General features: G+C 69.8%; 24 protein-coding genes. 10 read left to right on the top strand and 14 right to left on the bottom strand.

Annotation, left to right across the window (positions count from 1 at the left end; genetic code table 11):
- Positions 1-172: 172 nt before the first annotated feature.
- Together ABZ845_RS09750 and ABZ845_RS09745 are read right to left on the bottom strand one after the other, a co-directional pair.
- Complete coding sequence (locus ABZ845_RS09750) at positions 173-538, bottom strand: PRC-barrel domain containing protein (protein WP_360975469.1); 366 nt, start codon at positions 536-538, stop codon at positions 173-175.
- A 269-nt stretch (positions 539-807) separates the two neighbouring features.
- Entirely contained in the window at positions 808-1281 is a 474-nt protein-coding gene (locus tag ABZ845_RS09745) for a hypothetical protein (RefSeq protein WP_360975466.1), read from the bottom strand.
- Between the two features lie 358 nt (positions 1282-1639).
- Between ABZ845_RS09745 and ABZ845_RS09740 the strand changes: the two genes are divergently transcribed.
- A complete protein-coding gene (locus ABZ845_RS09740) occupies positions 1640-1870 on the top strand; it encodes a DUF397 domain-containing protein (RefSeq protein ID WP_360975463.1) in 231 nt (76 codons plus the stop codon).
- An 89-nt stretch (positions 1871-1959) separates the two neighbouring features.
- Complete coding sequence (locus ABZ845_RS09735) at positions 1960-2871, top strand: helix-turn-helix transcriptional regulator (protein WP_360975460.1); 912 nt, start codon at positions 1960-1962, stop codon at positions 2869-2871.
- Between the two features lie 36 nt (positions 2872-2907).
- Here the strand turns inward: ABZ845_RS09735 and ABZ845_RS09730 are convergent, their stop codons facing one another.
- Positions 2908-3726, bottom strand: a complete 819-nt coding sequence (locus ABZ845_RS09730; protein WP_360975457.1) for an SAM-dependent methyltransferase — start codon at positions 3724-3726, stop codon at positions 2908-2910.
- Positions 3727-3866: 140 nt separating this feature from the next.
- On the opposite strand from ABZ845_RS09730, the gene ABZ845_RS09725 reads away from it, so the two are divergent.
- Entirely contained in the window at positions 3867-4334 is a 468-nt protein-coding gene (locus ABZ845_RS09725) for a peroxiredoxin (RefSeq protein WP_360975454.1), read from the top strand.
- Between the two features lie 102 nt (positions 4335-4436).
- Here the strand turns inward: ABZ845_RS09725 and ABZ845_RS09720 are convergent, their stop codons facing one another.
- The 5 genes from ABZ845_RS09720 to ABZ845_RS09700 form a co-directional block, all read right to left on the bottom strand.
- A complete protein-coding gene (locus ABZ845_RS09720; protein ID WP_360975451.1) occupies positions 4437-5087 on the bottom strand; it encodes a DUF4360 domain-containing protein in 651 nt (216 codons plus the stop codon).
- A gap of 370 nt (positions 5088-5457) precedes the next feature.
- The gene (locus ABZ845_RS09715; protein WP_360975448.1) at positions 5458-6132 is read right to left on the bottom strand and encodes a hypothetical protein; all 675 of its coding nucleotides are present in this window, start codon (positions 6130-6132) and stop codon (positions 5458-5460) included.
- Between the two features lie 148 nt (positions 6133-6280).
- Positions 6281-8164, bottom strand: a complete 1884-nt coding sequence (locus tag ABZ845_RS09710) for a hypothetical protein (RefSeq protein ID WP_360975445.1) — start codon at positions 8162-8164, stop codon at positions 6281-6283.
- A gap of 80 nt (positions 8165-8244) precedes the next feature.
- Positions 8245-8463 carry a hypothetical protein gene (locus tag ABZ845_RS09705; RefSeq protein ID WP_360975443.1) on the bottom strand — a complete coding sequence of 73 codons (219 nt, stop codon included), beginning with the start codon at positions 8461-8463 and terminating at the stop codon, positions 8245-8247.
- Between the two features lie 208 nt (positions 8464-8671).
- A complete protein-coding gene (locus tag ABZ845_RS09700) occupies positions 8672-8887 on the bottom strand; it encodes a hypothetical protein (RefSeq protein WP_360975440.1) in 216 nt (71 codons plus the stop codon).
- A 231-nt stretch (positions 8888-9118) separates the two neighbouring features.
- Here ABZ845_RS09700 and ABZ845_RS09695 point away from each other — a divergent pair, with 231 nt between their 5' ends.
- Both ABZ845_RS09695 and ABZ845_RS09690 read left to right on the top strand, forming a co-directional pair.
- Positions 9119-9511 (top strand): helix-turn-helix transcriptional regulator, encoded by a 393-nt coding sequence (locus tag ABZ845_RS09695; RefSeq protein WP_360975437.1) that lies wholly within the window; start codon positions 9119-9121, stop codon positions 9509-9511.
- A 151-nt stretch (positions 9512-9662) separates the two neighbouring features.
- Positions 9663-9923, top strand: a complete 261-nt coding sequence (locus ABZ845_RS09690) for a hypothetical protein (RefSeq protein ID WP_360975434.1) — start codon at positions 9663-9665, stop codon at positions 9921-9923.
- Between the two features lie 68 nt (positions 9924-9991).
- Here the strand turns inward: ABZ845_RS09690 and ABZ845_RS09685 are convergent, their stop codons facing one another.
- The gene (locus tag ABZ845_RS09685) at positions 9992-10522 is read right to left on the bottom strand and encodes a hypothetical protein (RefSeq protein WP_360975431.1); all 531 of its coding nucleotides are present in this window, start codon (positions 10520-10522) and stop codon (positions 9992-9994) included.
- 243 nt (positions 10523-10765) lie between these two features.
- On the opposite strand from ABZ845_RS09685, the gene ABZ845_RS09680 reads away from it, so the two are divergent.
- Positions 10766-11266, top strand: a complete 501-nt coding sequence (locus ABZ845_RS09680; RefSeq protein ID WP_360975429.1) for a hypothetical protein — start codon at positions 10766-10768, stop codon at positions 11264-11266.
- Positions 11267-11478: 212 nt separating this feature from the next.
- Positions 11479-13191, top strand: coding sequence for a phospholipid carrier-dependent glycosyltransferase (locus ABZ845_RS09675; protein ID WP_360975426.1), 1713 nt, complete (start codon positions 11479-11481; stop codon positions 13189-13191).
- Positions 13192-13220: 29 nt separating this feature from the next.
- Here ABZ845_RS09675 and ABZ845_RS09670 read toward each other — a convergent pair whose 3' ends face one another.
- On the bottom strand, positions 13221-14645 hold the full coding sequence (locus ABZ845_RS09670; RefSeq protein WP_360975423.1) for a M1 family metallopeptidase: 1425 nt from the start codon (positions 14643-14645) through the stop codon (positions 13221-13223).
- Between the two features lie 225 nt (positions 14646-14870).
- On the opposite strand from ABZ845_RS09670, the gene ABZ845_RS09665 reads away from it, so the two are divergent.
- Positions 14871-15836, top strand: coding sequence for an ATP-dependent DNA ligase (locus ABZ845_RS09665; RefSeq protein WP_360975420.1), 966 nt, complete (start codon positions 14871-14873; stop codon positions 15834-15836).
- 42 nt (positions 15837-15878) lie between these two features.
- Here ABZ845_RS09665 and ABZ845_RS09660 read toward each other — a convergent pair whose 3' ends face one another.
- The 3 genes from ABZ845_RS09660 to ABZ845_RS09650 all read right to left on the bottom strand — a co-directional run bounded on the left by ABZ845_RS09660 (position 15879) and on the right by ABZ845_RS09650 (position 18836).
- Positions 15879-16250: a DUF6479 family protein gene (locus tag ABZ845_RS09660; RefSeq protein WP_360975417.1), complete on the bottom strand. Its 372-nt coding sequence runs from the start codon at positions 16248-16250 to the stop codon at positions 15879-15881.
- 125 nt (positions 16251-16375) lie between these two features.
- Positions 16376-17698, bottom strand: coding sequence for an MFS transporter (locus ABZ845_RS09655; protein ID WP_360975414.1), 1323 nt, complete (start codon positions 17696-17698; stop codon positions 16376-16378).
- A gap of 268 nt (positions 17699-17966) precedes the next feature.
- On the bottom strand, positions 17967-18836 hold the full coding sequence (locus ABZ845_RS09650) for a cache domain-containing protein (protein WP_360975411.1): 870 nt from the start codon (positions 18834-18836) through the stop codon (positions 17967-17969).
- A gap of 180 nt (positions 18837-19016) precedes the next feature.
- Between ABZ845_RS09650 and ABZ845_RS09645 the strand changes: the two genes are divergently transcribed.
- Positions 19017-20216 carry an ABC transporter substrate-binding protein gene (locus ABZ845_RS09645; RefSeq protein ID WP_360975408.1) on the top strand — a complete coding sequence of 400 codons (1200 nt, stop codon included), beginning with the start codon at positions 19017-19019 and terminating at the stop codon, positions 20214-20216.
- Between the two features lie 28 nt (positions 20217-20244).
- On the opposite strand, the gene ABZ845_RS09640 is transcribed toward ABZ845_RS09645, so the two are convergent.
- Positions 20245-21753, bottom strand: coding sequence for an FGGY-family carbohydrate kinase (locus tag ABZ845_RS09640; RefSeq protein ID WP_360975405.1), 1509 nt, complete (start codon positions 21751-21753; stop codon positions 20245-20247).
- 336 nt (positions 21754-22089) lie between these two features.
- On the opposite strand from ABZ845_RS09640, the gene ABZ845_RS09635 reads away from it, so the two are divergent.
- Complete coding sequence (locus ABZ845_RS09635) at positions 22090-22761, top strand: AIM24 family protein (protein WP_360975402.1); 672 nt, start codon at positions 22090-22092, stop codon at positions 22759-22761.
- Positions 22762-22783: the final 22 nt, after the last annotated feature.

Here is a 22783-nt window from a genome sequence, read left to right as displayed (position 1 = left end):
GCCGAGGACCCCGGTGGCCCGGCGGGCGAGGTCCGGTGCGGCATGGTCCTTTGCTGTCGTCCTCCCCCGCCTACCCGGTGGCGCGAGAGGCATGGGTGCCCGGGAGTGTCCATCGCCCGGACGGGCGAGGCACACTCCCGGCGGCACGAGGTCAGGGGCGCCCTTGGCAGTGTCACTCGGCGGCCCGCGGCGGCAGGCCCCGGTAGTAGTCGTCGACGCTGGAGAGGTAGTCCGGGTCGAGTGTCTCGCTGTCGGTGCGGAAGAGGGGTGCGGCCTTCACCTCGTCCTTGGAGCAGGCCAGCGTGATCTGTCGTTCCTGGGCGTCGATGCCGGTGACGACGCCCGCGGGGATGAGGACGCTCTTGCCGAAGACCCATACCCCGGTGTCCACGATCAGATGCCGCATGCCGGGTCCGTCGGCCTGCCGGTCGACCTGTCCGACGATGCCGTCCGTGGCCTCGACGGTGTAGCCGATCAGATCCTGCCCTTCGACGTGGCCGCTGCCCACTTCGTATGTCCACGGTCTCTCGATGGTCACGGGGCTCCCTTCCTCGGTGGGTGTGGAGCACCGGATACCCGGGACGCCCGGGCGCCAATCGGCGAGGCGCCTGACTTCGCCCGGTCCGGTGTCAGCCCGCCGGCGGATCGTCAGGAGGGCTGAGGGCGCCGAGAAGGATCAGCCCGGCCGGGCGCAGGCCAGGGGTGAGACATCGCGCAGCCATGAGAACCGCCGCGCTCCGCACCGCGATGCTCAGGGCTGCGGTCTCCTGGCGTGCACCGTCCCCCGCGCGGTGCACGCCCCCGCTCTCAGGCCGCGAGCGCGGACGCCAGTTCGGCGGCGGCCTCGGCGAGTTCGGAGTCGGGCTCCTCGAGGAGATGGTGCAGCGCACCCGTGTCGGCGTGGACGGCCCGGCGTGCGGCGCGCTCCCACCCCACGTAGTCATGGCTGTAGTTGAGCAGCTTGGGATACACGGAGGCGGTGCTCTCCCACTGCCGGGCCGCCGCGATGTTCCCCAGCAGCCTGAGGATCTGCACACGGCAGGTCACCTGGGGAAGCTGGGCCAGCTCCCACAGGAAGGGCACGGTGGCGGCGGTCGCCTGGTCGACCACGAAGCCGTACTGGCAGATCCGGGTCCTCAGATCACCGAGCGCCTCCGCGGCAGTGGCTTCGTCTCCCCAAGCGACGTTGTGCAGCAGGACAGGGATGGCCTTCGCGGATCCGCTGGAATCCTTGATGGTGTCCCACGGCACATGTCCCAGGTCCTTCAATGGTGTGACCATGTCCGCTCCCCGCAAGCAGTGTGGGGCAAGGCCCCGTTCGTCCCTTCCGTCGCGGCAACGCTCGCCGCACTGACACGAAGGGCGGTCCTTCCCGCCCGAGGCGCAGCCCTGCCCGGCATACGGCCTGGAGCACGGTGCGCGAGTACAGGTGATGGCATGGCATCTCCCTGATACGACGTCAATCCGTGGCGTCGGCTTGGCGTTGACGCCCTCGCTATTATCCACGCAGTCAACGCCGTTGTGCAATTGCACGGGAAATTGCACGATGGGAAGGTAGCCCCGTGAGCCATGGGGTCCGGGCGCGCTCATCCCGTGGCGCGCCAGGGCCGGTGGCGGATCAACCAGCAAGGAGACTGTGGTGACTTCAGTGCCGAACGGAGTAAGGGCCAGCGCGTTGGACGTCCGCTGGATCAAGAGCAGGCACAGCAACGCGGAGGGCAACTGCGTCGAGGTGGCGGCACTGGCCGACGGAGCGGTAGCGCTGCGCAACTCCCGGGATCCGGAGGGACCTGCGCTCGTGTACACCCACGCCGAGATGGCCGCTTTCCTGGCCGGCGCCAGGGACGGGGAGTTCGATCACTTCGTGTGATGGGACTCCGGCCGGTACGGAGCATGCGGTGAGACCCGGCGGAGTGCGATAATGCGGACCTGTCGTCCGTCGGCCAACCGGGAGTGAGGATGTCCACCGAGTCACACCGTGCCTCCCGTCTCGAACCGTATCTCAACAGGACCGAGCCCGCCCCGACTCTGCTGAAGATGCTGGTCGGCGTTCAGTTGAGCGGTATCCGCGAGGCCACGGGCCTCGCCCAGGAGCAGGCGGCGCGTGCCCTCGGCTTCAGCCCCGCGAAGCTGTCGCGGATAGAGTCCGGCAAGGGCCGCAAGCCGCCGACGGAGACCGATGTCCGTGCGCTGCTCGAGCTCTACGGTACCGATGAGCACGAAGCCTCGGTCCTGCTGAGGCTGTTGCAGCGCGCGGGTGAGCCCGGCTGGTGGCAGCGCTATGACAAGCGGCTGATGCCCGAGTGGTTCGACCGTCTGGTCGGGCTTCAGGAGGCGGCCGCCGCCATCCGTACCTTCGAGATCCAGTACGTTCCCGGGCTGTTGCAGACCCCTGCCTATGCCCGGGCCGTGGTGAAGCGCGGTCTGCCCACGGCGTCGGCGGCCGAGGTGGAGCGCCGGGTGGAGCTGCGGCTGCGACGTCGCGAACTGCTGCGGCGTCAGGACGCTCCTCAACTGTGGGCCGTCGTCGATGAGTCCGTCCTGATGCGCGTGCTGGGCAGCCGTGAGGTGATGCGCGAACAGCTCGAGCATCTCCTGGAGATGGCTCAGCGGCCTCATGTCGTCCTGCAGATCGTGCCGCTGGACGTGACGAACGCGTCCGCTCCCGCGTTCCCGGTGACCTATCTGCGGTTCGGCGGTCTCGATCTGCCGGACATCGTCTACCTGGAACACATCAAGAGCGCCAACTTCCTCGAGGACCGCGACGAGACGGAGGAGTACCGGGTGGTGCTCGACCGGCTCGCCGACGAAGCCCTCAACCCGCGTGCCTCAGTGGCTCTGCTCCAGGGGATGCTGGACGAGCGCTACTGAGTCCATGCCTGACGAACGGGGCGGGGTCGTGACGGGTCACCTGATGCGGCCGACTCCGCCGAACTCGATCCATTCCTGCGTGAGCTGACGAGGCGCCACCTCGCTGTCGGGCCGCCAGGTGGAGACCTCCACCACTCCCGGGTCGAGTACGTCCATGCCCTCGAACCATGAGGCGACGTCCTTCTCCTGACGGACCCGTCCCCAGTGCCCCTGTGTGGCCTGGTCCATGAAGCCGGTGACGAAATCGCGGACTTCCGGGTCCTCGCTGACGAGCTGGCACATCACCATGAAGCTGCCCGGAACCAGTCGCTCGGCCACGCGGGCGGACAGGACGGGCGGTCCATCGGTCTCGCTGTCCGGGATGCAGTGCATCACGGAGTTGAACAGCACGGCCACCGGCTGCGAGAAGTCGATCAGGCGCCGGGCCTCGGGGTGGGAGAAGATCTCCTCCGTGTCCCGCATGTCGGCCTGGATGACCGCGGTACGCTCGTCCTGCTCCAACAGGGCGCGGCCGTGGACCAGCACCATCGGGTCGTTGTCCACGTACACCACATGGGTGGTGGGGTCGACGCGCTGCGCGACCTGGTGGACGTTGTTCTGCGTGGGCAGCCCGGATCCGTGGTCGAGGAACTGCCGGATGCCGTGGTCCTCCACGAGCGTGCGCACGACCCGCTGCAGGAACCGCCGGTTGTTCTGCGCGAGCGCCCGCGTGCTGGGTACGACCTTGTCCAGCTCCTCGACAGCCGCCCGGTCGGCCGCATAGTTGTCCTTGCCGCCGAGGTAGTAGTCGTACATCCGGGCGGCCGTGGGTACCGTGGCGTCGATCGATGTGGACAACTGCCTGCCAGACTGCATCGTGCCCCCAGGTCCGGGCCGTGCCGTCGGACCGGCTCGGCGAGCAACTCATCCTAGGGAAACCGCGTTTGCAGATGCCAGTCCCCGAACGGAGGATACGGCTCCGAGGGAAGGGCTTGGCCGATACACGGAGGTTGCGCATGACATCGCACATCGGAGTGGGCACCGTGGTGCCGGACTTCGTGCTGCCGGACGAGACCGGCACCGAGCGGAGACTGTCCGGATTCCTCGCCGGCGGGCCGGTCGTCCTCTTCTTCTACCCCGCCGCCCTCACCGCGGGCTGCACGGCCGAGGCGTGCCACTTCCGTGACCTGACAGCCGAGTTCGCGGCCGTCGGCGCTCAGCCGGTCGGCGTCAGCGGCGATGCCGTGGCCCGTCAGCGGGAGTTCACCGACCGGCACTCCTTGGGCTTCCCCCTCCTGTCGGACGCGGAAGGGACGGTGCGGGAGCAGTTCGGCGTCAGGCGCGGGTTCTCGCTCGCCCCGACCAAGCGGGTCACGTTCGTCATCGACCAGGATCGCAGGGTGCTGGAAATCGTCCGCAGCGAACTGCGGATGAGCGCGCACGCGGACCGGGCACTGACCACGCTGCGCGCACACCAGGGCTGAGCCGTCGCCGGGTCGGCCGGCCTGACGTCCGGTCACGCGCCGCGCGCCGTCACCGGCCCCGGTGCGAAGGGGCCGGTGAGGGCGCGCGGGAGGCGGAAGGGGTCAGGACTTGGGGCACTCCTTCCAGGCGAGGTGGTAGATGGTGCTGATGTCACCGTCCGTCGAGTCCATCGTCATGAAGCTGGTGCTGCCGGGCGCAGACGTACCGGCGCTGACCCGGAGCTCGGTGTTGATGTTGAAGTTCCGCTGCACGCCACAGGGTGCCCAGACCAGTTGCGACCAGTCCGTGGTGTCCGTCGCCTGCCAGTCGTCGGCGTAGGGGCCGCGGAACGGGTGGGTGATCGCCGCGGTGTCAGGGGAGCCCTGGAAGTAGTACGACGCCTTCTCCGTGCTGGTGGCGCCCTTCTGCAGGGAGGCGAAGCCGCGGTAGTCCGCGCTGGCGATGGCGTAGGTGAAGCCCTGCGGCACATGGACGATCAGGTTGACCTGGCAGTTCCTGCGGAACGCCGTGGGGTCGGAACCGCCGCCGACCTGGGCCTGGTAGCTGCTGTAGGTCACCGTGAAGGCGGTGTTGTCCGGTGAGACGGCGAGCGCGGTGGTGCCCTGGGGGCAGCCGGATCCGTTCACGGTGGCGACCTTGATGACGATCTTGTCCGGGGGCGGGTCGGTGATCCCGGAGGACGGGTCGCCCGCGGGCAGTACGGTGGCGAGGAGTGCCGCTGTCGCGGCACTCAGGAGCAGTCCACCGGCCATGGTTCTCCTATCCGTTGCATCGGTGTCCCGGCGGTGTTCACCGCCGATGGCTGGGGGGTGCGGCCCGGCACGCCTGCGGTGCCGGGCCGTCGCGGACCAGTGCGTTGGATCAGGTGCAGAACGTCATGCGCATGCCAGACAGCGGCACGCACAGCCCCTGCCTGTGAAGGCGCTGTGTTGACACTGTGAAGGACGGGGGCGATCGCATCGTACGTACTGAAGGCGCGGGACCGGAACGTCCATCTCCGGCCAATCGCCGAGCCCTTGGACGCACCTGCTCAAAGACATCGTGCGCACGTCAGGGGTACCGCCCACGCCAAGAGGCCCGCCGCCCCACACCCTTCGGGGCGGCGGGCCGTGGCCGGCCCGGTCAGTGGGCGGGCCAGCCGTCCAGGTGGCGGTGAAGGGTGACGGTCGGCCGCTCAGCACCCTTGGGGGCCTTCGCGACCGCGTCGGCGAGCACCTTGTTCACCTCGGCGGCCAGGGCGTCGGCCCGGGTCTTGAGGTCGGTGGCCGGAAGGGTCGAGCGGGTCAGCGCGTCCAGCCGCCGGTGGATGTCGGCGAGCTTCTGCTGGCTCCCCTTGTCCAGCGTGAAGGGGCGCGGTGTCGAGACGACGAACTGGTAGGCGCCGGCAAGGGTCTGGCATCCGTCGCAGTGCTCGTTGACGGCGTCGCCGCGGTTGATGGCGTTCAAGTGCGTGTGCTCACCGGCCATCGTGACGATCTGGAAGGAGAGCGCCACCGAGCGGCAGTGGTCGTCGACCGAGCAGCCCACCCCGACGGCGTTCGCCTGGTTGCGCGCGGTCGCGGCGTTGACCGTGCCGAACTGGCGCACGGTGAACGAGTCCCTGGCCTGCGTGTGATGGACGAAGTCGGCACGGCTGAACGTCTGGTCGACGGCGATCGCAGAGTGCTGCGGCAGGCCCGTCGCCGCCTGCGCGGGAACGGCGCCGGCGATCCCGGCCGCACCGGCGGCGAACAGCCCTACACGGACGGCACGTTGAGTGAAGGCGGATTGCGCTCGGGGTTTGCGATGCTGATTCACATGGGTCTCCTGGTGGAGTGAGTTCGATGGACGGAGCTCCGCCGCGCGGGGCGCCCCGGTGCCCTCGCGGTGGCGGAACGTAAGCGACCGGCCCCGGGCCCAGGACCGGGGCCGGTCCACTCAACCCCTGGGCCCTGGCCCGGGGTGATCAGGAAGTGCTCGGCGCGGGCGAGCTGGCCGGGGGCTCGCTGGGACTCGCGGGCACGGACGGGCTCGTGTCCGGCGGCGACGCGGGAGGTGTCTGGGGACCCGAACCCGGTGACTGCGAGGCGGGCGGCGGGCCGCTGTTCGTGGCACTGCTGGACGGCTTTCCGGCGATGCCCGCGGACGACGCCGGCGCGCTGGGGCCCGCACTCGCGGAGCCCGAGGGGCTCGCCGAGGCCGAGGGTCCCGTCGAGGCGTGCGGCGACACGGTGCCGGACGGGGTGGCCGTGACCGAGGCCGACGGTACGGCGTCGGACGGGCCCGGGGTCGTGGCCTGCCGGGGCGGTGGCGGCGACGGCGTCACACCGGGCTGCAGGATCGGGGCGATGGGCGGCCTCTTGGGGAGCGGCTCCGGCGTCAGGCCGGACACCCAGGCGTAGCTGAGCCCTCCGAGGCCGAGCAGCAGCAGAGCGCTGAACACCACGCGCAGCCCCGGCCGTCCGGCCGTCGACTTCGCTGCCCCCCGCCACAGGCGTCCGCCGAGTTTCACCGACAGGTACACCACGCCCGCCATCGGGCACAGCAGCATCACACAGCCGACCACGCCCATCAGACCGGCCGCGATCTCTCCGTGCGCGAACGCCTCGCCGGTGCCCAGCACCTGCTCGGTGAGCGAACGGATCATCGTGGTGGTGAGCCGGGGCAGGTTCCACAGCGCGTAGCCGAGCTCGCCCACCAGCAGCGGCACCATCGTCAGCACCCAGGTGGCGACGATGGTCCTGGCCGACTTCTTCAGCCCGGCGACCTCGGCACGGGCCTTGCGGCCCTTGGCGCCCGGGACGAGGCTCAGCAGAATCGGCTTGATCTTGCCGTAGAGGTCGGGGACGCCGGCGAGGTCGCCCAGGATGTAGTAGCCGTCCAGGCGTACGGCGGGCATCAGCTGCTCGAGGATCTCGAAGTGCCCCAGGTAGACGGCGGCCAGGAAGAACGCCTGACCGCTGACGAAGTAGGCGGCGGCCAGGGCGAGCATGAAGACGACGTTGAAGTAGACGCCGCCGAGGTCGGTGCGCAGCCGGCCGCCTCTGCCGATGCGGTAGACGTCGGTGACGTCCGTGTACATCGAGGGCCAGATCAGGAACAGACCGCAGCCGATACAGCCGGGCCGGGCCCCGCCGTAGCGGCAGGCGGAGGCGTGGCCGAACTCGTGGAAGACGAGGGACGCCACGGTCAGCACGAACACCACGAGGAGCAGGACCGGCTGGTCGAGCACTTCGAGCACGGGTGTGATCGCGCCGAAGAACACGAACAGCCAGACGTCCAGCACGGCCATGGTGACGAGCACGGCCGCCACGACCACGGGACGGTGCAGCCAGGAGAGCGAGCGGGCGATCTTCGCCACCCGGCGCTCGTTGAACAGGACGCGATGCCCCTTGAGCGCCAGGAGCAGGTCCGACCGGGGCGCGTTGACCTGGTCGTCCTCCTGCCCCTCGGGGACGGTCACGCCCAGCGGGTCCAGTTTGTTCTCGACCAGATAGCGGATGTTCTCCGTGCTGACCTCGCGCCCGAACCGCCCGCTGACCCGGTGCGCGATGGTCTCGAGGTCGCGGTCGCCGTCGATCGACGACGCGACCAGATACAGCAGCCGCGACAGCTGCACGACCTGCCCGTCCCCCCGACGGGCGATGTACTTGGGCTCGGTGAACCCCGACCCCTGATATTCGCCGTGCAGCTTGAGCCCGGCGCTCAGCCGCGGGACGACCGGCTTCTCCAGACCGATGACATCGAGGCCACCGGTGGCGACCTGGTCGTATGTCACCGGCATCCCCCCGGGACCCGGTACCGGGCCTGTGTCGTACAGCGCCGCGGTGTTGTCCCCGAGCAGCGTCATGGGCGCCTTCCTCCCCCCAAGGTGCGGACCGCGCAGGACGTCCTGCGCGGTCCGCCGAACTATCCCTCTTCGTAAGGGGGTTACTGATGGATGTTGATCGACTGCGAAGCCTGCGACTGGGCGACCGAGAACGCGGAGTGGTCGTTGACCGCGGCCGACTCGTTGTGCGCGGAGACGTTGGCGACGTGCTTGGTGACGTTCACGGACTTGCTGAAGCTGAACTTCAGGCGACCGAGAGCCTCACGGCCCGGCAGCAGCTCGGCGGACTCGGCTTCCAGCTCGTGCGCGTTCATGCTCATTGCGTGTCCTTTCCTCAAGACCTTCGTTGAAAGACGTGAATGGTGCCGGGCGGACGCGGATGACCGCCCGGCGGACGGCGGGTGAAACGCCGTCAGATGTCGGTGCCCAGTGGTGGTACCGCCGCGGCGGGCGGAGGTGTGGTGGTGCGTCGCCGCGGCGGTACTGGGTGCCGTACGGCGCCGGGGCGTCGGACCGTACGGCACCGGATCACTGGTGGATGTTGATGGCCTGGGCGGCGCCGGAGTCGGCCGCCGAGAACAGCGAGTGGTCGTTGAGCGCGGCCGACTCGTTGTGCGCGGAGACGTTGGCGACGTGCTTGGTGACGTTCACGGACTTGCTGAAGCTGAACTTCAGGCGACCGAGGGCCTCACGGCCCGGCAGCAGGTCCGCGGACTCGGCGTCCAGCTCACGAGGATCCATCATGATCGATTCCCCCTCAGGGTTCGAAGGTTGTTCCTGTCGGACGCGGTCAGGTCCCCCCGGATCGCGTCCAACTCCGTCGGACGGGCTGTCCAACGAGATTGGACACTACGGGCCGGGATGCGGGTTACGCAAGCGGTTCAGGGGAACACCTTCCGTAACTCACCCAAGTCGCCTCTAGAATGATCCGACGCGGAAGAGTTCCGCACGTCGGCGAGCAGGAAGTGACCACCGGTGGCCAACGCACTGCAGCAGATCATCCGCGACCGGTTGGACAGCGAGCACTGGTCGTACGGCGACGTCGCCCGCCGCGGAGGCATCCCGCGCTCGACGGTCCACCACCTGGCAACGACCGACCACATGGCCCGCATGCCTCAGCCGGCCACGCTCGAAGGGCTGTCCCAGGGACTGGGGCTCCCGCTGAGCACCATCCGCCAGGCCGCCGCCGAGGCCTGCGGCATCCACCTCTACGCACCGGCCGACGCACCCGCACCGGCCGCCGCGCCCTCCGGCGACCCGGAAGTGGACGTACTCATCGCAAGTGTCCAGCGCCTTTCGGCCGATGACCGCCGGCATGTCGCGGCACTGGTCGAATCCCTGCTGGGCCGCGCCCCCGGTACCTCCTGACGGCGGGCCGGGACACAGGGCGCACACCCACGCTTCACGCGCTACTTGGACCAAAAGACGCCGCTTTCACCCAAAGGGGCAAGATCCGCCGCTAGTCTCTCCTCCTGCCCGGGCCCAGTAAGTCGCACGCCCAGGCCCTCTAGGGGGAACCTTGCTCTTCGTACACGGCGGCCCCACCACCGCCATCGTCAAAGGACCGTCGGGCGAATACGTGGTCCTGCTCTCCGGCGAACTGCCCGCCGACCTCACCGATGCCGCCATCGGTGAACTGCTCGACCTCGCTGCCGCCGTGCTCACCGAGGAGGAACTGGCGCTCTTCGACCAGTGCCTGGCCCTGCTCCGCAGGGGAGAAGGCCCCACACCACAGCGCATCGAGATCAACGGTGCCGCGCTCACCGTCTACCGCGAATGAGACACCGGCGGCACGTCGATGAGGCACACGAGGACCGCCGCGGCGCCGCGCGGGGAAGGGACGACCGTTCAGCCCTGTCCCCGCTCGGCCTGCTCACGCAGGAACGTGGCGATCTGGAGATCCAGGCTTTCGAGCGCGCCCTCGGCGCGGACGCCCGAGCCGGGCGCACCGTCCGGCGCGGTCATGTCACCGGACCACATGTACCGGTCGGCCCAGTCGTCGTCCGCCTTCAACTGCACCTGGATGTCGACGACATTCAGGGAGGATTCCAAAGCGGCCGCATACAGGACGGCGGTCGCACGGCGCAGTGGATAGAGGTCGAATCCCTCGATGAATTGCGAGTTGCGCCAGTCGAGGAATGCACTCTCACCATCCGGCCCGATTCGAATGTCGAGTTGGCCGTCTTCGAGGTGAATTCCGATTGGTTCCGTCATACGGTTCTCGACGGTCACCCGGAAGCGGAAATAGGTGAGACCGTCGGCGGCCTCGTCCCGCCCACGGGGAGGGTCGGCCTTTTCCAGGCCGTGGACTCGGACACGCAGACCGGCATGCTCGTCTGCGCATTCCTGCCAGTCGCCGATCACATTGGGCTCGCGCACAGTCCACCTCTCCACTTCCGCGCCATGTTTCCTATCTGCGCACGCAACAAAGTGTCAAATGCCGGGGACCCCCTGTGGCCAGCGGATTTGCCGTACTTGATCACCGATCAAGCCCTGCCCAGCACGGATCGGCCGACGGCCGCCGAACAGACGTCGGCACACGTGTCGCACATCACGTCCGCCGACGGCCCCGTGCCGGGGATCGGGCCACCTCTCACAGAGGCGGCTGGCAGACTTCACGCCATGGCTCAGATCACTCCCGCCCGCGCCCTGCTTCTGCTCGTGGGCGGCCTGATCTGTCTGACGACGGCGAGCGGCGCGTTGATCGGTGCGCTCTTCGGCGGCGCGGCGGTCGCCCTTGCCGCCGCCGTGTGCTCGGGCACGGCGGGCGCGCTCGCCGCCCTCTTCTTCCGCCGACGCGCACTGCGGCACTTCGCCACGGCCCAGCGGGAAGCCGGGACGCGAGGCTACGCCGAAGGGATCGCGCACGGGGTACTCCTCCACGTCGCCGCCTACGAAGCCGCGGTCTTCCCGCGCAGCGGACCCGCGGGGGTCAGTCCCGAGGAGCGTGCCGCGCGGCGCACCCTCGCCTATCGGATGGCCGCATTGGACGAAGTGCCCCGTCTGGTCCGCGAGGCCGCGGCGGACACGCTCGCCATGCTCGACGCGGCCGACCGCACCGGCACGGAGGAGGCCCTGGCCCAACTCGCAGCGGCCGTCCGCCAGGAGTACGCCCGCCCCTGAAGGTAATCACAACTCCCTTGCTTTCCTTCGCAAGCGCCTCGGGGCGGCATGTCCCAGGGTTCGGCATGCCGAACAATTCAGCGGACCGAACAGACCTGTTCGACGGATTGAACAGTTTCTCATCGCGCCCACGTAGCAAAGGGCATGGCAGCATGCAGGGGCGCGAGGTGCGCGGACGGCCGGGGCGGGACGTACACCGGGGAGCATGGACGATGACGTACGGGCAGCGGTCGCTCCTGGCGCCGGACGGTCCGCCCGCGGCCGGTGTCCCCGGCGTCTCGGCGCCGGACGGTCCAGGACGCCGCGCACGGCTGCGGCGCCTGAGACGGCCCCTGCTGGTGGTGGCGGTGATAGCGCTGCTGACGCAGATGGCGTTCGCTATGGTCACCACCGCCGTCCAGCAGAGCCCCACGATCGACGAGCCTGTGTACGTGGGCACGGCGGTCGTGTACGTACGGGAGCACAGCCTGCGGTTCAACCCCGAGCACCCGCCGCTCGGCAAGCTGATCATCGCGACCGGCACGGTGTTCGCCCATCCCCGCCTGAAGCCCGGCTTCCACGGCGACCAGGGCCAGTTGGGCCGACGGCTGCTGTACGAGTCGGGGAACGATCCATGGCGTGTGATGTTCTGGGCACGGCTGCCGGTCATGGTGGTGACCCTGCTGTTCGGGCTGGTCGTCTTCGGATTCGCGCGTGATCTCGTCGGCCGCGCGGGCGGGCTCACGGCGCTCGCCCTGTACACGTTCTCTCCCGACCTGATCACGAACGGCTCCCTGGCCACCCTCGACGTGCCCGCGGCGGGATTCGTGGTGACGGCGGCGTGGACGGTGTGGCGCGCCCGGCGGCGCCCGCTGGTGTATCTGCCGCTCGCCGCGGTGGCGACGGGGGCGGCCGTGGCCACGAAGATGAGCACCTTGCCGGCGGTGCCCGTGCTGCTGGCGCTGGCCGGGTGGTCGTACTGGCGGTCGAAGGGAAGCGAGGGGCCGGCGCTGCGGCGGGCCGCGCACGCGCTCGCCGCGGCCGTCGGCGTCGCGGTGGTCCTGGTCGCCGTCGTGTGGGCCGTCTATCTCGCGGTCGATCCACGGCTGCGCTGGACCGCGCCCGCGGAACTACCGAAGGTCCACGGGCTGCGCGCCCTGCTGATCGACGGGATGCCGTTCCCGGAGCCGTACCGCGACGGGATGCGGGTCCAGTTCGGTTTCGAGAGCATGACCTGGCGCGGCTATCTGTTCGGCCGGCTCTACAGCGGCTCGCTGTGGTACTACCTTCCGGCCGCGCTGCTGGTGAAGACACCTCTGGGCATGCTGGCCCTGTGGCTCGGCGGCGCCCTGGCTCTCACGGCCATGACCCGGCTGCGCGCGGCCGTCCCGTATGTGCTGCTGCCTCCGGCCGTGCTGCTGGCCGCGGCGACGCAAGGCTCACGCGACCTCGGGGTGCGCTACGCGATCTTCGTTCCGGTGTTCCTGGCCGTCGCCGCCGCCTGCGTGATCGCGCTGCGGAGACGGTGGGCGTACGCCCTGACCGCGGGGCTGGTCGCGTTCGTCGCGGTCAGCTCGGCGCGGGCGTACCCCTTCTACCTGCCGTACTCCAACGAAGCCTTCGGCGGACCCTCGAAGACGCATCTGTGGCTGCACGACTCCAACGTCGACTGGGGGCAGGACCTGGGACGGCTGGCCGACCGGCTGCGCGAGCGCTACCCGGACGACCACGACGTCTGGCTCGTCTACAAGGGCAGCGGCGTGCCCTCGTGGTACGGCATCCACGGGCGCGACCCGCTCAAGGTGCCCCCGGGCGAGGTGCATGGACTGCTCGCCGTGTCCGACACGTCGATCGCCAAGGCCCAGGGCGGACTCGAGGAGCTGATCCGCGGGAGCAGGGCGATCGACGACGTCGGTCACTCCATCACGATCTTCCGCAGGCCCTGACCCAGGGCCTGGGGCTCAGGGCCTGGGACTCAGGACTTGGCCGGCTTGCCCGCCGTGCCGATCCAGGTGTGGAAGAGCCCCTCGAGCTTCTTGCCGGACAGCCGGTCCGAGAGACGGATGAACTGGGCCGTGGTGCCGTGGCCGTATCGGTGCTCGGCGGCCCAGGTGCGCAGGATGTTCAGGAACGTGGCGTCGCCCACGGCCTGGCGGAGCTTGTGCAGGGCCATGGCGCCACGGGCGTACACCGGGGTGTCGAAGAGATGGGCCCCGCTGCCCGGGTTGGCGGGCGGGTAGGCCCAGAGGTCGTCGCCGGCGGGGCGCCCGTAGAGGGCGTCGAAGGTCTGCTGTGCCGTCTTGCCGCCGTGCTGCTCGCTGTAGAGCCACTCGGCGTAGGTGGCGAAGCCCTCGTTGAGCCAGATGTCCTGCCAGCGGGTCAGGGTGACGGAGTCTCCGAACCACTGGTGGGCGCTCTCGTGAACGAGCGTGCTCAGATCCGGCGCGCGGTCGTAGACGGGCCGGGTCTGGGTCTCCAGCGCGTAGCCGACGTTCGTCGCCTTGTCGACGATGGCTCCGGCCGACCGGAAGGGGTATGGGCCGAACTCCTTGCTCTCCCAGTCCAGCACGGACGGCAGCTTCCGCAGCACGGGAGTCGCGGCGGCAGCCTCACGCGGGTCGACGGCGTTGTACACCTGGATGCCGTCCCGGGTGGTGTACTGCTCCACCTGGAATCGGCCGACGGTCGCCGTGGCCAGATAGGCCGCCATCGGCTCGGTCTGGCGCCAGTGGAACGTGGTGTGCCCGCCGGTGGTCCGCTGGGCGACCAGGACACCGCCCGAGACCGCGGTGCGGCCCTTCGGGACGGTGATGGTGATGTCGTACGACGCCTTGTCCACGGGGTGGCTGTTGGCGGGGAACCAGGTCATGGCGCCCTGCGGCTCGTTCGCCACGAACGCACCGTCGTCCGTGGGGATCCAGCCGTCGAGCGAGCCGTCCGGGTCGGTGACCGGCTTGGGCTCGCCCTGGTAGTCGACAGCGACACGGAACTCCTGGCCCTCGCGGAGCGCGTGACGGGGGGTGATCACGAGTTCCTGGCCCTGACGGCGGAAGGATGCCTTGGCGTGGTCGACGGTCACGCCCGTGACCTTCAGCCCGTTCAGGTCGAGGTCGAAGCGCGTCAGGCACTGGGTGGCGCGGGCGCTGAGAACGGCCTTCCCGTCGAGGTGGCCGGTGCCGGTGTCATAGCCGAGCGTCAGGTCGTAGTGCCGGACGTCGTAACCGCCGTTGCCCTGGAGCGGGAAGTACGGGTCACCCGCGCCCGACGCGCCGACGGTTCCGGCCGACGCCGGGCTCGCGGCCGCGAACAGGACGGCGAGAGCCACGGGCACCGCACCGGCGACGGCCCCCCGGGGGAGCACGGTGGTACGTCCGGCGGTCTGCCGACGAGCTGGCGTCACGGTGACTCCTATGCGGGAAGGCGATCACTGGCGTGCCAGCTTAAGGCGGCAACCCGGCGCCGGAGCACCTTTGTTCGGTCAAGAACGGCGGTTGGTGCGCGTCGTCTTACGTCGGTCCTTGCGGCGGTCCCGTGCGGCGGCGTCGCGCGGCGGCTGGGGCGCCGTTCAGGGGAAATCGCCCGGCAAAGACGCGTGGGGGCGGCCTGTGCCGTCCACAACTGACCCGTGAGACTGCCGCTGATCGCCCCCATGCTCGCCACCCCCGGAAACCTGCCGCCCGCCGGGCAGGACGCGCGGTGGGCGTACGAGACGAAACAGGACGGCCAGCGCGTGGTCGTCTATCTGCCCGGAGACGGCGGCCTGGAACTGCGCGCCCGCTCGGGCGAGGTCGTCACCGGCGCCTACCCGGAGCTCCTCGCACTGGGCGGGGCCCTGGGCCGTACGCCCGCCGTGCTGGACGGCGAGGTGGTGGCACCCGACGAGCGGGGACGGGGTGACTTCCAGCGGCTGCAGTCCCGTATGGGCCTCGCCCACTCCCCCGCGCTCGCGGCACGCAGAGCGGAGCACACACCCGTGCATCTGGTGCTGTTCGACGTGATGTTCCTGCGGAGCGACCTCACCGCACTGCCCTACTCCCGCCGCAGGTCACAGCTGGAGGCGCTCGCCCTGGCCGGTCCTTACTGGTCCACGCCGGGCGCGGTCGTCGGCCATGGCGCGCAGGCCCTCGAGGTGACCCGGGAGAACGGTCTGGAGGGGCTCGTGTGCAAGAGGCTGGACTCGGTGTACGAGCCGGGGGTGCGCTCCCGGTACTGGATCAAGATCCGTAACGTGCGGGCCGTGGATGTGATCGTGGGCGGCTGGCTGCCCGGTCAGGGGCGGCTGTCGGGCCTGCCCGGAGCGCTGCTGGTGGGGCAGCGTGATGCGGGGCGGCTGTGCTATGTCGGCCGGGTCGGGACGGGGTGGACCGAGGCCGGGCGTGCCGCCCTCGCCGAACTGCTGCGCGCGGTGGAGACGCGCGTCTGCCCCTTCGACCGCGACCCGAGGGTGCCGGGTGCCCGCTGGGTCCTGCCGAGGCTCGTGGGCGAGGTCCGCTACAGCACCCGCACCCGGGCCGGTCTGCTCAGACAGCCCTCGTGGCTGCGGCTGCGACCGGACCTCGCGCCGGAGGATTCGGCGGCCGACCTGCCTTGAGGGGCGCGGGCAGCCCGGACACGGGCCACGGTCGCGCGCGGTTCACACGTGGCCCGGGCCACCGCTGCCGAACGCGCCGCTGGAACCCGGGTGCCAGCGCTTGCGCTGCTGGTCGTCGCCCCGTCTGCTCGCCGCGTGGTGGAGCTGGTAGGGCATGAGCCGTTCGCTCTCCTGGGACGCGACCGGCATCTCCTCCGGCTCCCGCACTTCCCGTTCCTCGTGGACCGCTCCACCCTCGGGCAGATGGGGCTGTTCCTCGGGGCGGGGCGGTGCCGGTTCCTTGTCCCGGACGGTCATGCCGAGCTGCACGGCCCAGATGAGCAGACCGGAGACGATCATGCCGCCGATGAAGGCGAAGAACACGTTGAGTTGTTCCTGTGATACAGCCAGTACTGCATAGCTCGCCGTATTCATGCCTTGACCATACCCCTGTTGTACGGGAATGACCCCTGGGGGAATTCATCCGAAAAACGCGATGCGGGTGTTTCCCGGAAACGTTTCGGGAAACACATTCCCGGCAAAATGCCTCCGGATTTCCCTCAGATCCGGTACTCGCGCAGGGCAGGGGTCGCCAGGGCCAGTCCGAGGGTGGCGGCGATGACCAGGAGCCCGCCGCCCGTGACGGCGGCGCGGACACCGAAGGCCGAGCCCAGGGTGCCGTGCAGGACGTCCGCGAGACGCGGGCCGCCCGCGACGACCACCGTGAAGACGCCTTGCATCCGGCCGCGCATCTCGTCGGTCGCGGCGGACAGCAGGATCGCGCCGCGGAAGACCATCGAGACCATGTCCGCGACTCCGGCCGCGGCCAGGAACGCAACGGCCACCCAGAGGTTCGTGGTCAAGCCGAGACCGGCGACCGCCGCGCCCCAGGCGATGACCGATGCGATGACCATCAGTCCGTGGCGGCGGGCTCGTGAGAACGTCCCGGACATCAGGCCGCCGAGCACGGCACCGATCGGGATCGCCGCGAACAGCAGGCCGAGCGCCAGGCCCTGACCGTAGGAGGCGAAGGTGTGGGCGGCGAGCTGCGGGAACAGTGCGCGGGGCATGCCGAACACCATGGCGATGATGTCGGCGACGAAGGAGAGCAGCAGGACCTTGTGGAGCGACATGTAGCGGAAGCCGTCGGCCACGGCACGCCAGCCCGCCCGCTTCCGCGCCGCCGACGTCGTCGTCTCGGGCGGCAGCGCGGGCAGCCGTACGACCGCCCATACCGTGACACACAGCGCCACGGCGTCGACCAGATACAGCTCGGACAGACCGATGACGGGTATGAGCACCCCCGCGAGCAGAGGGCCCGCGATCGAGCCGGTCTGCATCACGGTGGAGCCGAGCGCGTTCGCCGCCGGGAGTTCCTCCGCCGGGACGAGACGGGCGATGGAGGCGCTTCGGGCCGGTGCGTTCAGGCCGAAGAATGCCTGCTGGAGGGCGAGCAGCACCATCAGGACGGGGACCGAGTCGAGGCCGGTGAAGGCCTGGACCCAGAACAGCACGGATGTGACGGCCAGTCCTGCGTTGGTGATCAGCAGCAGCTTGCGGCGGTCCATGCTGTCGGCGATGGCGCCGCCCCAGAGGGCGAACAGGGTGAGCGGCAGCAGTCCGGCGAGGCTCGCGTAGCCCACCCACGCGGAGGAGCCGGTGATGTCGTATATCTGCTTGGGCACGGCCACCGCCGTGAGCTGGCTGCCCACCGAGGTGACGATCGTCGACGACCACAGGCGGCGGTAGGCGGGGCGCCTCAGCGGGCGGGTGTCCATGGCCCAGCGGCGCCAGCCGCTGCCTTTCGCGGCCGTCCGGTCCGGCGCTTCGCCGTCCGGTGTCGATCGGTTTTCGGTCGTGCTGTCACTCGCGTCCACGGACATCCTTGATTGCCTCGTACACCTTTCGATTCAGGGTTCACTATCACTGACGTGTCCGTGATCCCGGCACCCGGGGCAGTCCAGCACTCCACGGCCACCTCACGCCACTGATTTCGTGGTCCGCCGATGTGAGCGGAAACAAGCGGGGTCCGCATTCCCCGACCGTCGCCGATGTGACCGGTATGACGGCGTCGCGGGACGGTGTGACAGTCCCGGGACGGTGTGAAAGGTGTCCGGCCGGCCGGACCGGTGCCGGTTCACGGTCCCGGCGTCAGGCCACGGTCGACGCGGCCGACACCACGAGGACAAGGGGAATACCGTCGCACGGGACCAGCCGCCATCCGTCGTGGCGCCCGGCGCGGGCCCCATCGAGCACCCCGCCGAAGTCGGGGCCCTTGGTCAGCGAGCCGACCAGATGGGCCGGATCGGCCGAGGCGGCCACCCTGCCCCTGGCGTTGACGAGGTACGCGGGTCCGGACAGCTGCCGCAGCAGCGGCATCACGGCCGACTCGAAGTGCCGCAGATACACGTCCGCGGCGGCGACCCCGGCGAACCGGCCCTCGACATGTACCGGCGCGGACAGGGTCAGGCTGTACTCGTCGGAGCAGAGGTAGTCGACGTACGGCCCGGCGACCGCGCGGCGGCCCGTGTCGCGGGGCAGGGTGAACCAGTCCCAGTGCGTGTAGTCGGAGTAGGCGGACTGCTGGGGGTCCAGGTCGATCAGCAGCGGCCGCACGGAACCGTCGGAGCCGCTCTGCCACCACTCCAGCCAGCCGGGTACGTCGCACAGCAGCCCCGGAGCGGCGATGAAGCCGACTCCGGAGACCAGCTCCTGCCGTGCCAGATGGAGATGGAGTCCGGGCCGCAGTGCCGCGAGGTCGGCGCTCGCCGGGCGGCGGCCCCCGGCGGCGATCCGGGTCAGCAGTGCCGTGGTGTCGTCCCGGGTATGGGCCACGGTCTCGAAGACGCTCTCCAGGGTCGACCGCACCTGGGCCGCCACGCCCTGCTCCGCGGCGGGGTCGAGTGTCGCCGTCGCCGCGGGGCGTCGGCCGCCGCCCCGCGCGGTCGCGATCGGGTCCCGGGGAGTGGGGTGCGGTGCGGTACCGGGCCAGGTTCCTGGCTGCTGCGGGGAGTCGGACATGACCGCGACCGTATACGCCCGGTTCGCTTCAGCGCACCCTGGGGGCGCCCCCATCTCCCTTGCCGCAGGCCCCAGTTGATCAACTCAGCAACTCTGCGTATGGTGTTGGACACTCAGCCGCCGGCGCCGTCACAACTTCATCTCCGCTCCCCCTCACATACTCATCATGAGGAGAGTCCTTTGCGCCGGTACAGTTCGCTCAAGGCGGCGGCAGCCGCCTGTTCCCTCCTGCTCGTGAGTGCCTGCGGGATGCTCAGCGACTCGAGCCCGTCGTCCTCGTCGTCCTTACATCCGCCGCACCTCGAGGCCCAGTCGGAGCTCGGCGCCACGGAAGGACAGGTCGACCTGATCTCCTGGGCGGGCTACGTGGAGGACGGATCCACGGACCCGAAGGCCGACTGGGTCAGCCCCTTCGAGAAGCAAACTGGATGTCAGGTCCACAACAAGGTGGCGGCCAGTTCGGACGAGATGGTCCGGCTGATGAAGACCGGCGGCTACGACGCGGTCTCCGCCTCCGGCGACGCCTCCTTGAGACTCATAGCATCGGGAGAGGCGGCACCGGTGAACACCGACCTGGTGCCCAACTACAAGGACGTGTTCTTCGGGCTGAAGAACCAGGGCTGGAACTCCGTCGACGGCACCGCCTACGGCATCCCGCACGGCCGTGGCGCGAATCTACTGATGTACAACACGCAGAAGGTGTCCCCCGCGCCCGCGTCGTGGTCCGCGGTCTTCGACAAGGCGTCGCCGTACAAGGGTCATGTCACCGCGTACGACTCACCGATCTACATCGCGGACGCGGCCCTGTATCTGCGGGACGCCAGGCCGGAACTGCACATCAAGAACCCGTACGCCCTCGACCAGAAGCAGTTCGACGCCGCCGTGGACCTGCTGAAGAAGCAGCACGCCGACATCGGGGAGTACTGGAGCGACTATCTCAAGGAGGTCTCGGCCTTCAAGAGCGGCGACTCCGTGATCGGCACCACCTGGCAGGTCATCGCGAATCTCGCCAAGGGCGAGGGAGCCAAGGTGAAAGCGGTGATGCCGGTGGAGGGCGCCACCGGCTGGTCCGACACCTGGATGCTCTCGTCCAAGGCCAGGCACCCCAACTGCGCCTACGAATGGATGAACTGGATCATCTCGCCGAAGGTCAACGCACAGGTCGCCGAGTACTACGGTGAGGCCCCGTCCAACATCAAGGCGTGCCAGGAGACCAGCGACCGGGCATTCTGCGACACCTATCGCGCCACCGATGAGAACTACTGGAGGGACATCGCGATCTGGACGACTCCGGTCGAGCAGTGCCTGGACGGCCGCACGAACGTCACATGCGTGCCGTACGCCAAGTGGGTGCAGGCATGGACGGAGATCAAGGGCTGATCCGGCTCACCCGTGACCGCCGGAAGGCTCACGAAGGCGGTTCACCGGCGGTGGCGTGCTGGTGGCGTGCGAGGGCGTGGGCGATGTCGCGGGTCGCCGGATACAACCGCAGATAGAGGTCGTAGAGGCCGTCGTACGCGGCCCGTCGGCCGGGATCGGGCACGAGGCGCTCGCGCACGGGGTTCCAGGTGTCGATGTCCGCGTCGCCGATCGCCTTCGCGGCCAGGTACGCGGCGCCGTAGCTCGCGCCGAGCGTGACGGTCCTGATCTCCTGCTCCAGACCGGTGACGTCGGAGACGATGCGGGTCCACAGTCCGCCCCGGGTGCCTCCGCCGGCGGCGACGACCCGGCGGATGTCGGCGCCGGCCGCCCGCATGGCCTCGGCGTTGTGCCGTACGCCGTACGCGGTGGCCTCCAGGGCGGCGCGGTACAGGTCGCCGCGGGTGTGCTCCACGGTCAGTCCGGCGATCACTCCACGCGCGTCCGGGTCGGCGACGGGGGTCCGCTCCCCGGCGAAGTAGGGCAGCATCAGCAGGCCCCCCGCGCCGGGCCCGGACGCCTCGGCCTCGGCGAGGAGCGCATCGTGGCCGGAGCCACCGAACACGCCCCGCAGCCAGTCGGTGATCACCCCGGAGGTGGCCATGCCGCCGGCGAGACTGCGCGTCTTGGGCAAAGCCCCTACGGTGCTCCACAGTTGGGGAACCAGCAGCCGCTCGGCGAGGGTGTGGATCAGGAACATGGTGCTGCCGTACATCAGCATCAGATCACCGGTCCGCTGGGCGCCCACGCTCAGCGCCTCCGACCAGGCGTCGACGGTGCCGGTGATCACCGGCGTACCGGCGCGCAGCCCGGTGGCGGCTGCCGCGCCGTCCGTGACATGGCCGGCGATGTCGCCTGGCCAGCGCAGCGGCGGCAGTTCGATGTCCGGTGCGATGCGGCGCGCCCACGGCCGGTACCACTCCTGGGCGAGCGAGTCGTACAGCGGCACCGACTGGCTCGCCGAGTGGTGGTCGAGGACGTACGCGCCGGTGAGTCTGCACACCAGGTAGGAACTGGGCATATAGAGCCGCCGGGCGCGGGCGGTGACCTCGGGGCGGTGCTCGGCCAGCCACAGGATCTTGGGGCCCACCGCCTGGGTGGACAGCAGCGATCCGCAACGGCCGAGGACCGCGTCCCGCCCGAGTTCGTCGTCGAGCCTGGCGATCTGGTCGGTGGCGCGGGTGTCGACGCCGTAGAGGATCGCCGGATGCAGCGGTGTGTCCGACTCGTCCGTCAGGGCGACGCACGGGCCCATGCCGCTGACGCCGACCGCGTCGACGACCCTGGGGGCGGTCCCTGAGACGGTCCCGGAGGCGGTCAGTTCACGGGTGATCGAGACGAATTCGCCCCACCAGGTGCTCGCGTCCATCTCGACATGGCCGGGCCAGGGCCGGCTGACCGCGTGCGGGCGCACCGCGGTGGCGAGGACCGTTCCGTCCGCGTCCACCAGCACGCCTTTGCTGCTGGACGTACCGATGTCGACCCCGAGCACCGTCATGCGTCGCCGTCCTCCACCTAAGCGCTCCGCGCGAATTCCGGTTCATCACCCGCGGGTCCGTCGTGGCCTGGTCGCGGCCTCGCGGTGGAGCCGCATACCGACAGCGCCCCCGCGCCCCTACGGGGTGCTGAACCGCATCCGGCGTCGCCGGACCCGCTTGGTGACTCCCGGGACATCGTCCCCCTCCCCGGGCGCTGTCACCGGCCGGACGCGAGAAGTCGTCCGGCCGGTTGCGGATGCCGGCCCCTCTCCGGGAGCCGTCGGGTGGTGTGCCGCCGCTCGTTCCGAACGTCCGTGATCTTGTCGGAAGGAGAGCTTCCGGGACAAGATGCGCGCATGAAGGGCGATCTCTTTACCAATGACCATATGGTGCAGCCGGCCGCCGGACCCGGAATGTCCGTGCAGAACGCGAAGTCCATCCGGTACGTCGTGGACGGCGAGATGCTCGCCCGCCAGGGGGCGATGGTCGCCTACCGGGGCGACCTGCGCTTCGAGCGCAAGGGCCAGGGCGTGGGCGGAATGCTCAAGCGGGCGGTCACCGGTGAGGGTCTGCCGCTGATGGCGGTGCGCGGACAGGGTGAGGCGTGGTTCGCCCACGAGGCGCAGAACTGCTTCGTCGTCGGTGTCGAGCCGGGCGACGAGTTCACCGTGAACGGGCGCAACGTGCTGTGCTTCGACGCGACCCTTTCGTACAGGATCCAGACCGTGAAGGGCGCCGGGATCACCGGTGGCGGCCTGTTCAACAGCGTGTTCACCGGGCAGGGCGCGCTGGGTCTGATCTGTGAGGGCAACCCGCTCGTGATACCCGTCTCGCCGCAGCAGCCGGTCTTCGTGGACACGGACGCGGTGGTGGGCTGGACGGCTCGGCTGGGGACCTCGCTGCACCGGTCGCAGTCCATCGGCTCGATGCTGCGCGGCGGTTCGGGCGAGGCCGTGCAGCTCAGGCTGGACGGGGACGGGTATGTGGTCGTGCGGCCCAGCGAGTTGAGCCCGCAGAAGGAACACTGACGTGCCGGGGCCCCGCCGGTCG

Source organism: Streptomyces sp. NPDC047022 (assembly GCF_040644155.1).
In the GTDB taxonomy this organism is placed as follows: domain Bacteria; phylum Actinomycetota; class Actinomycetes; order Streptomycetales; family Streptomycetaceae; genus Streptomyces.
The sequence above is the reverse complement of the archived record's forward strand: the minus strand, read 5'-3'. Positions and strand labels throughout refer to the sequence as shown.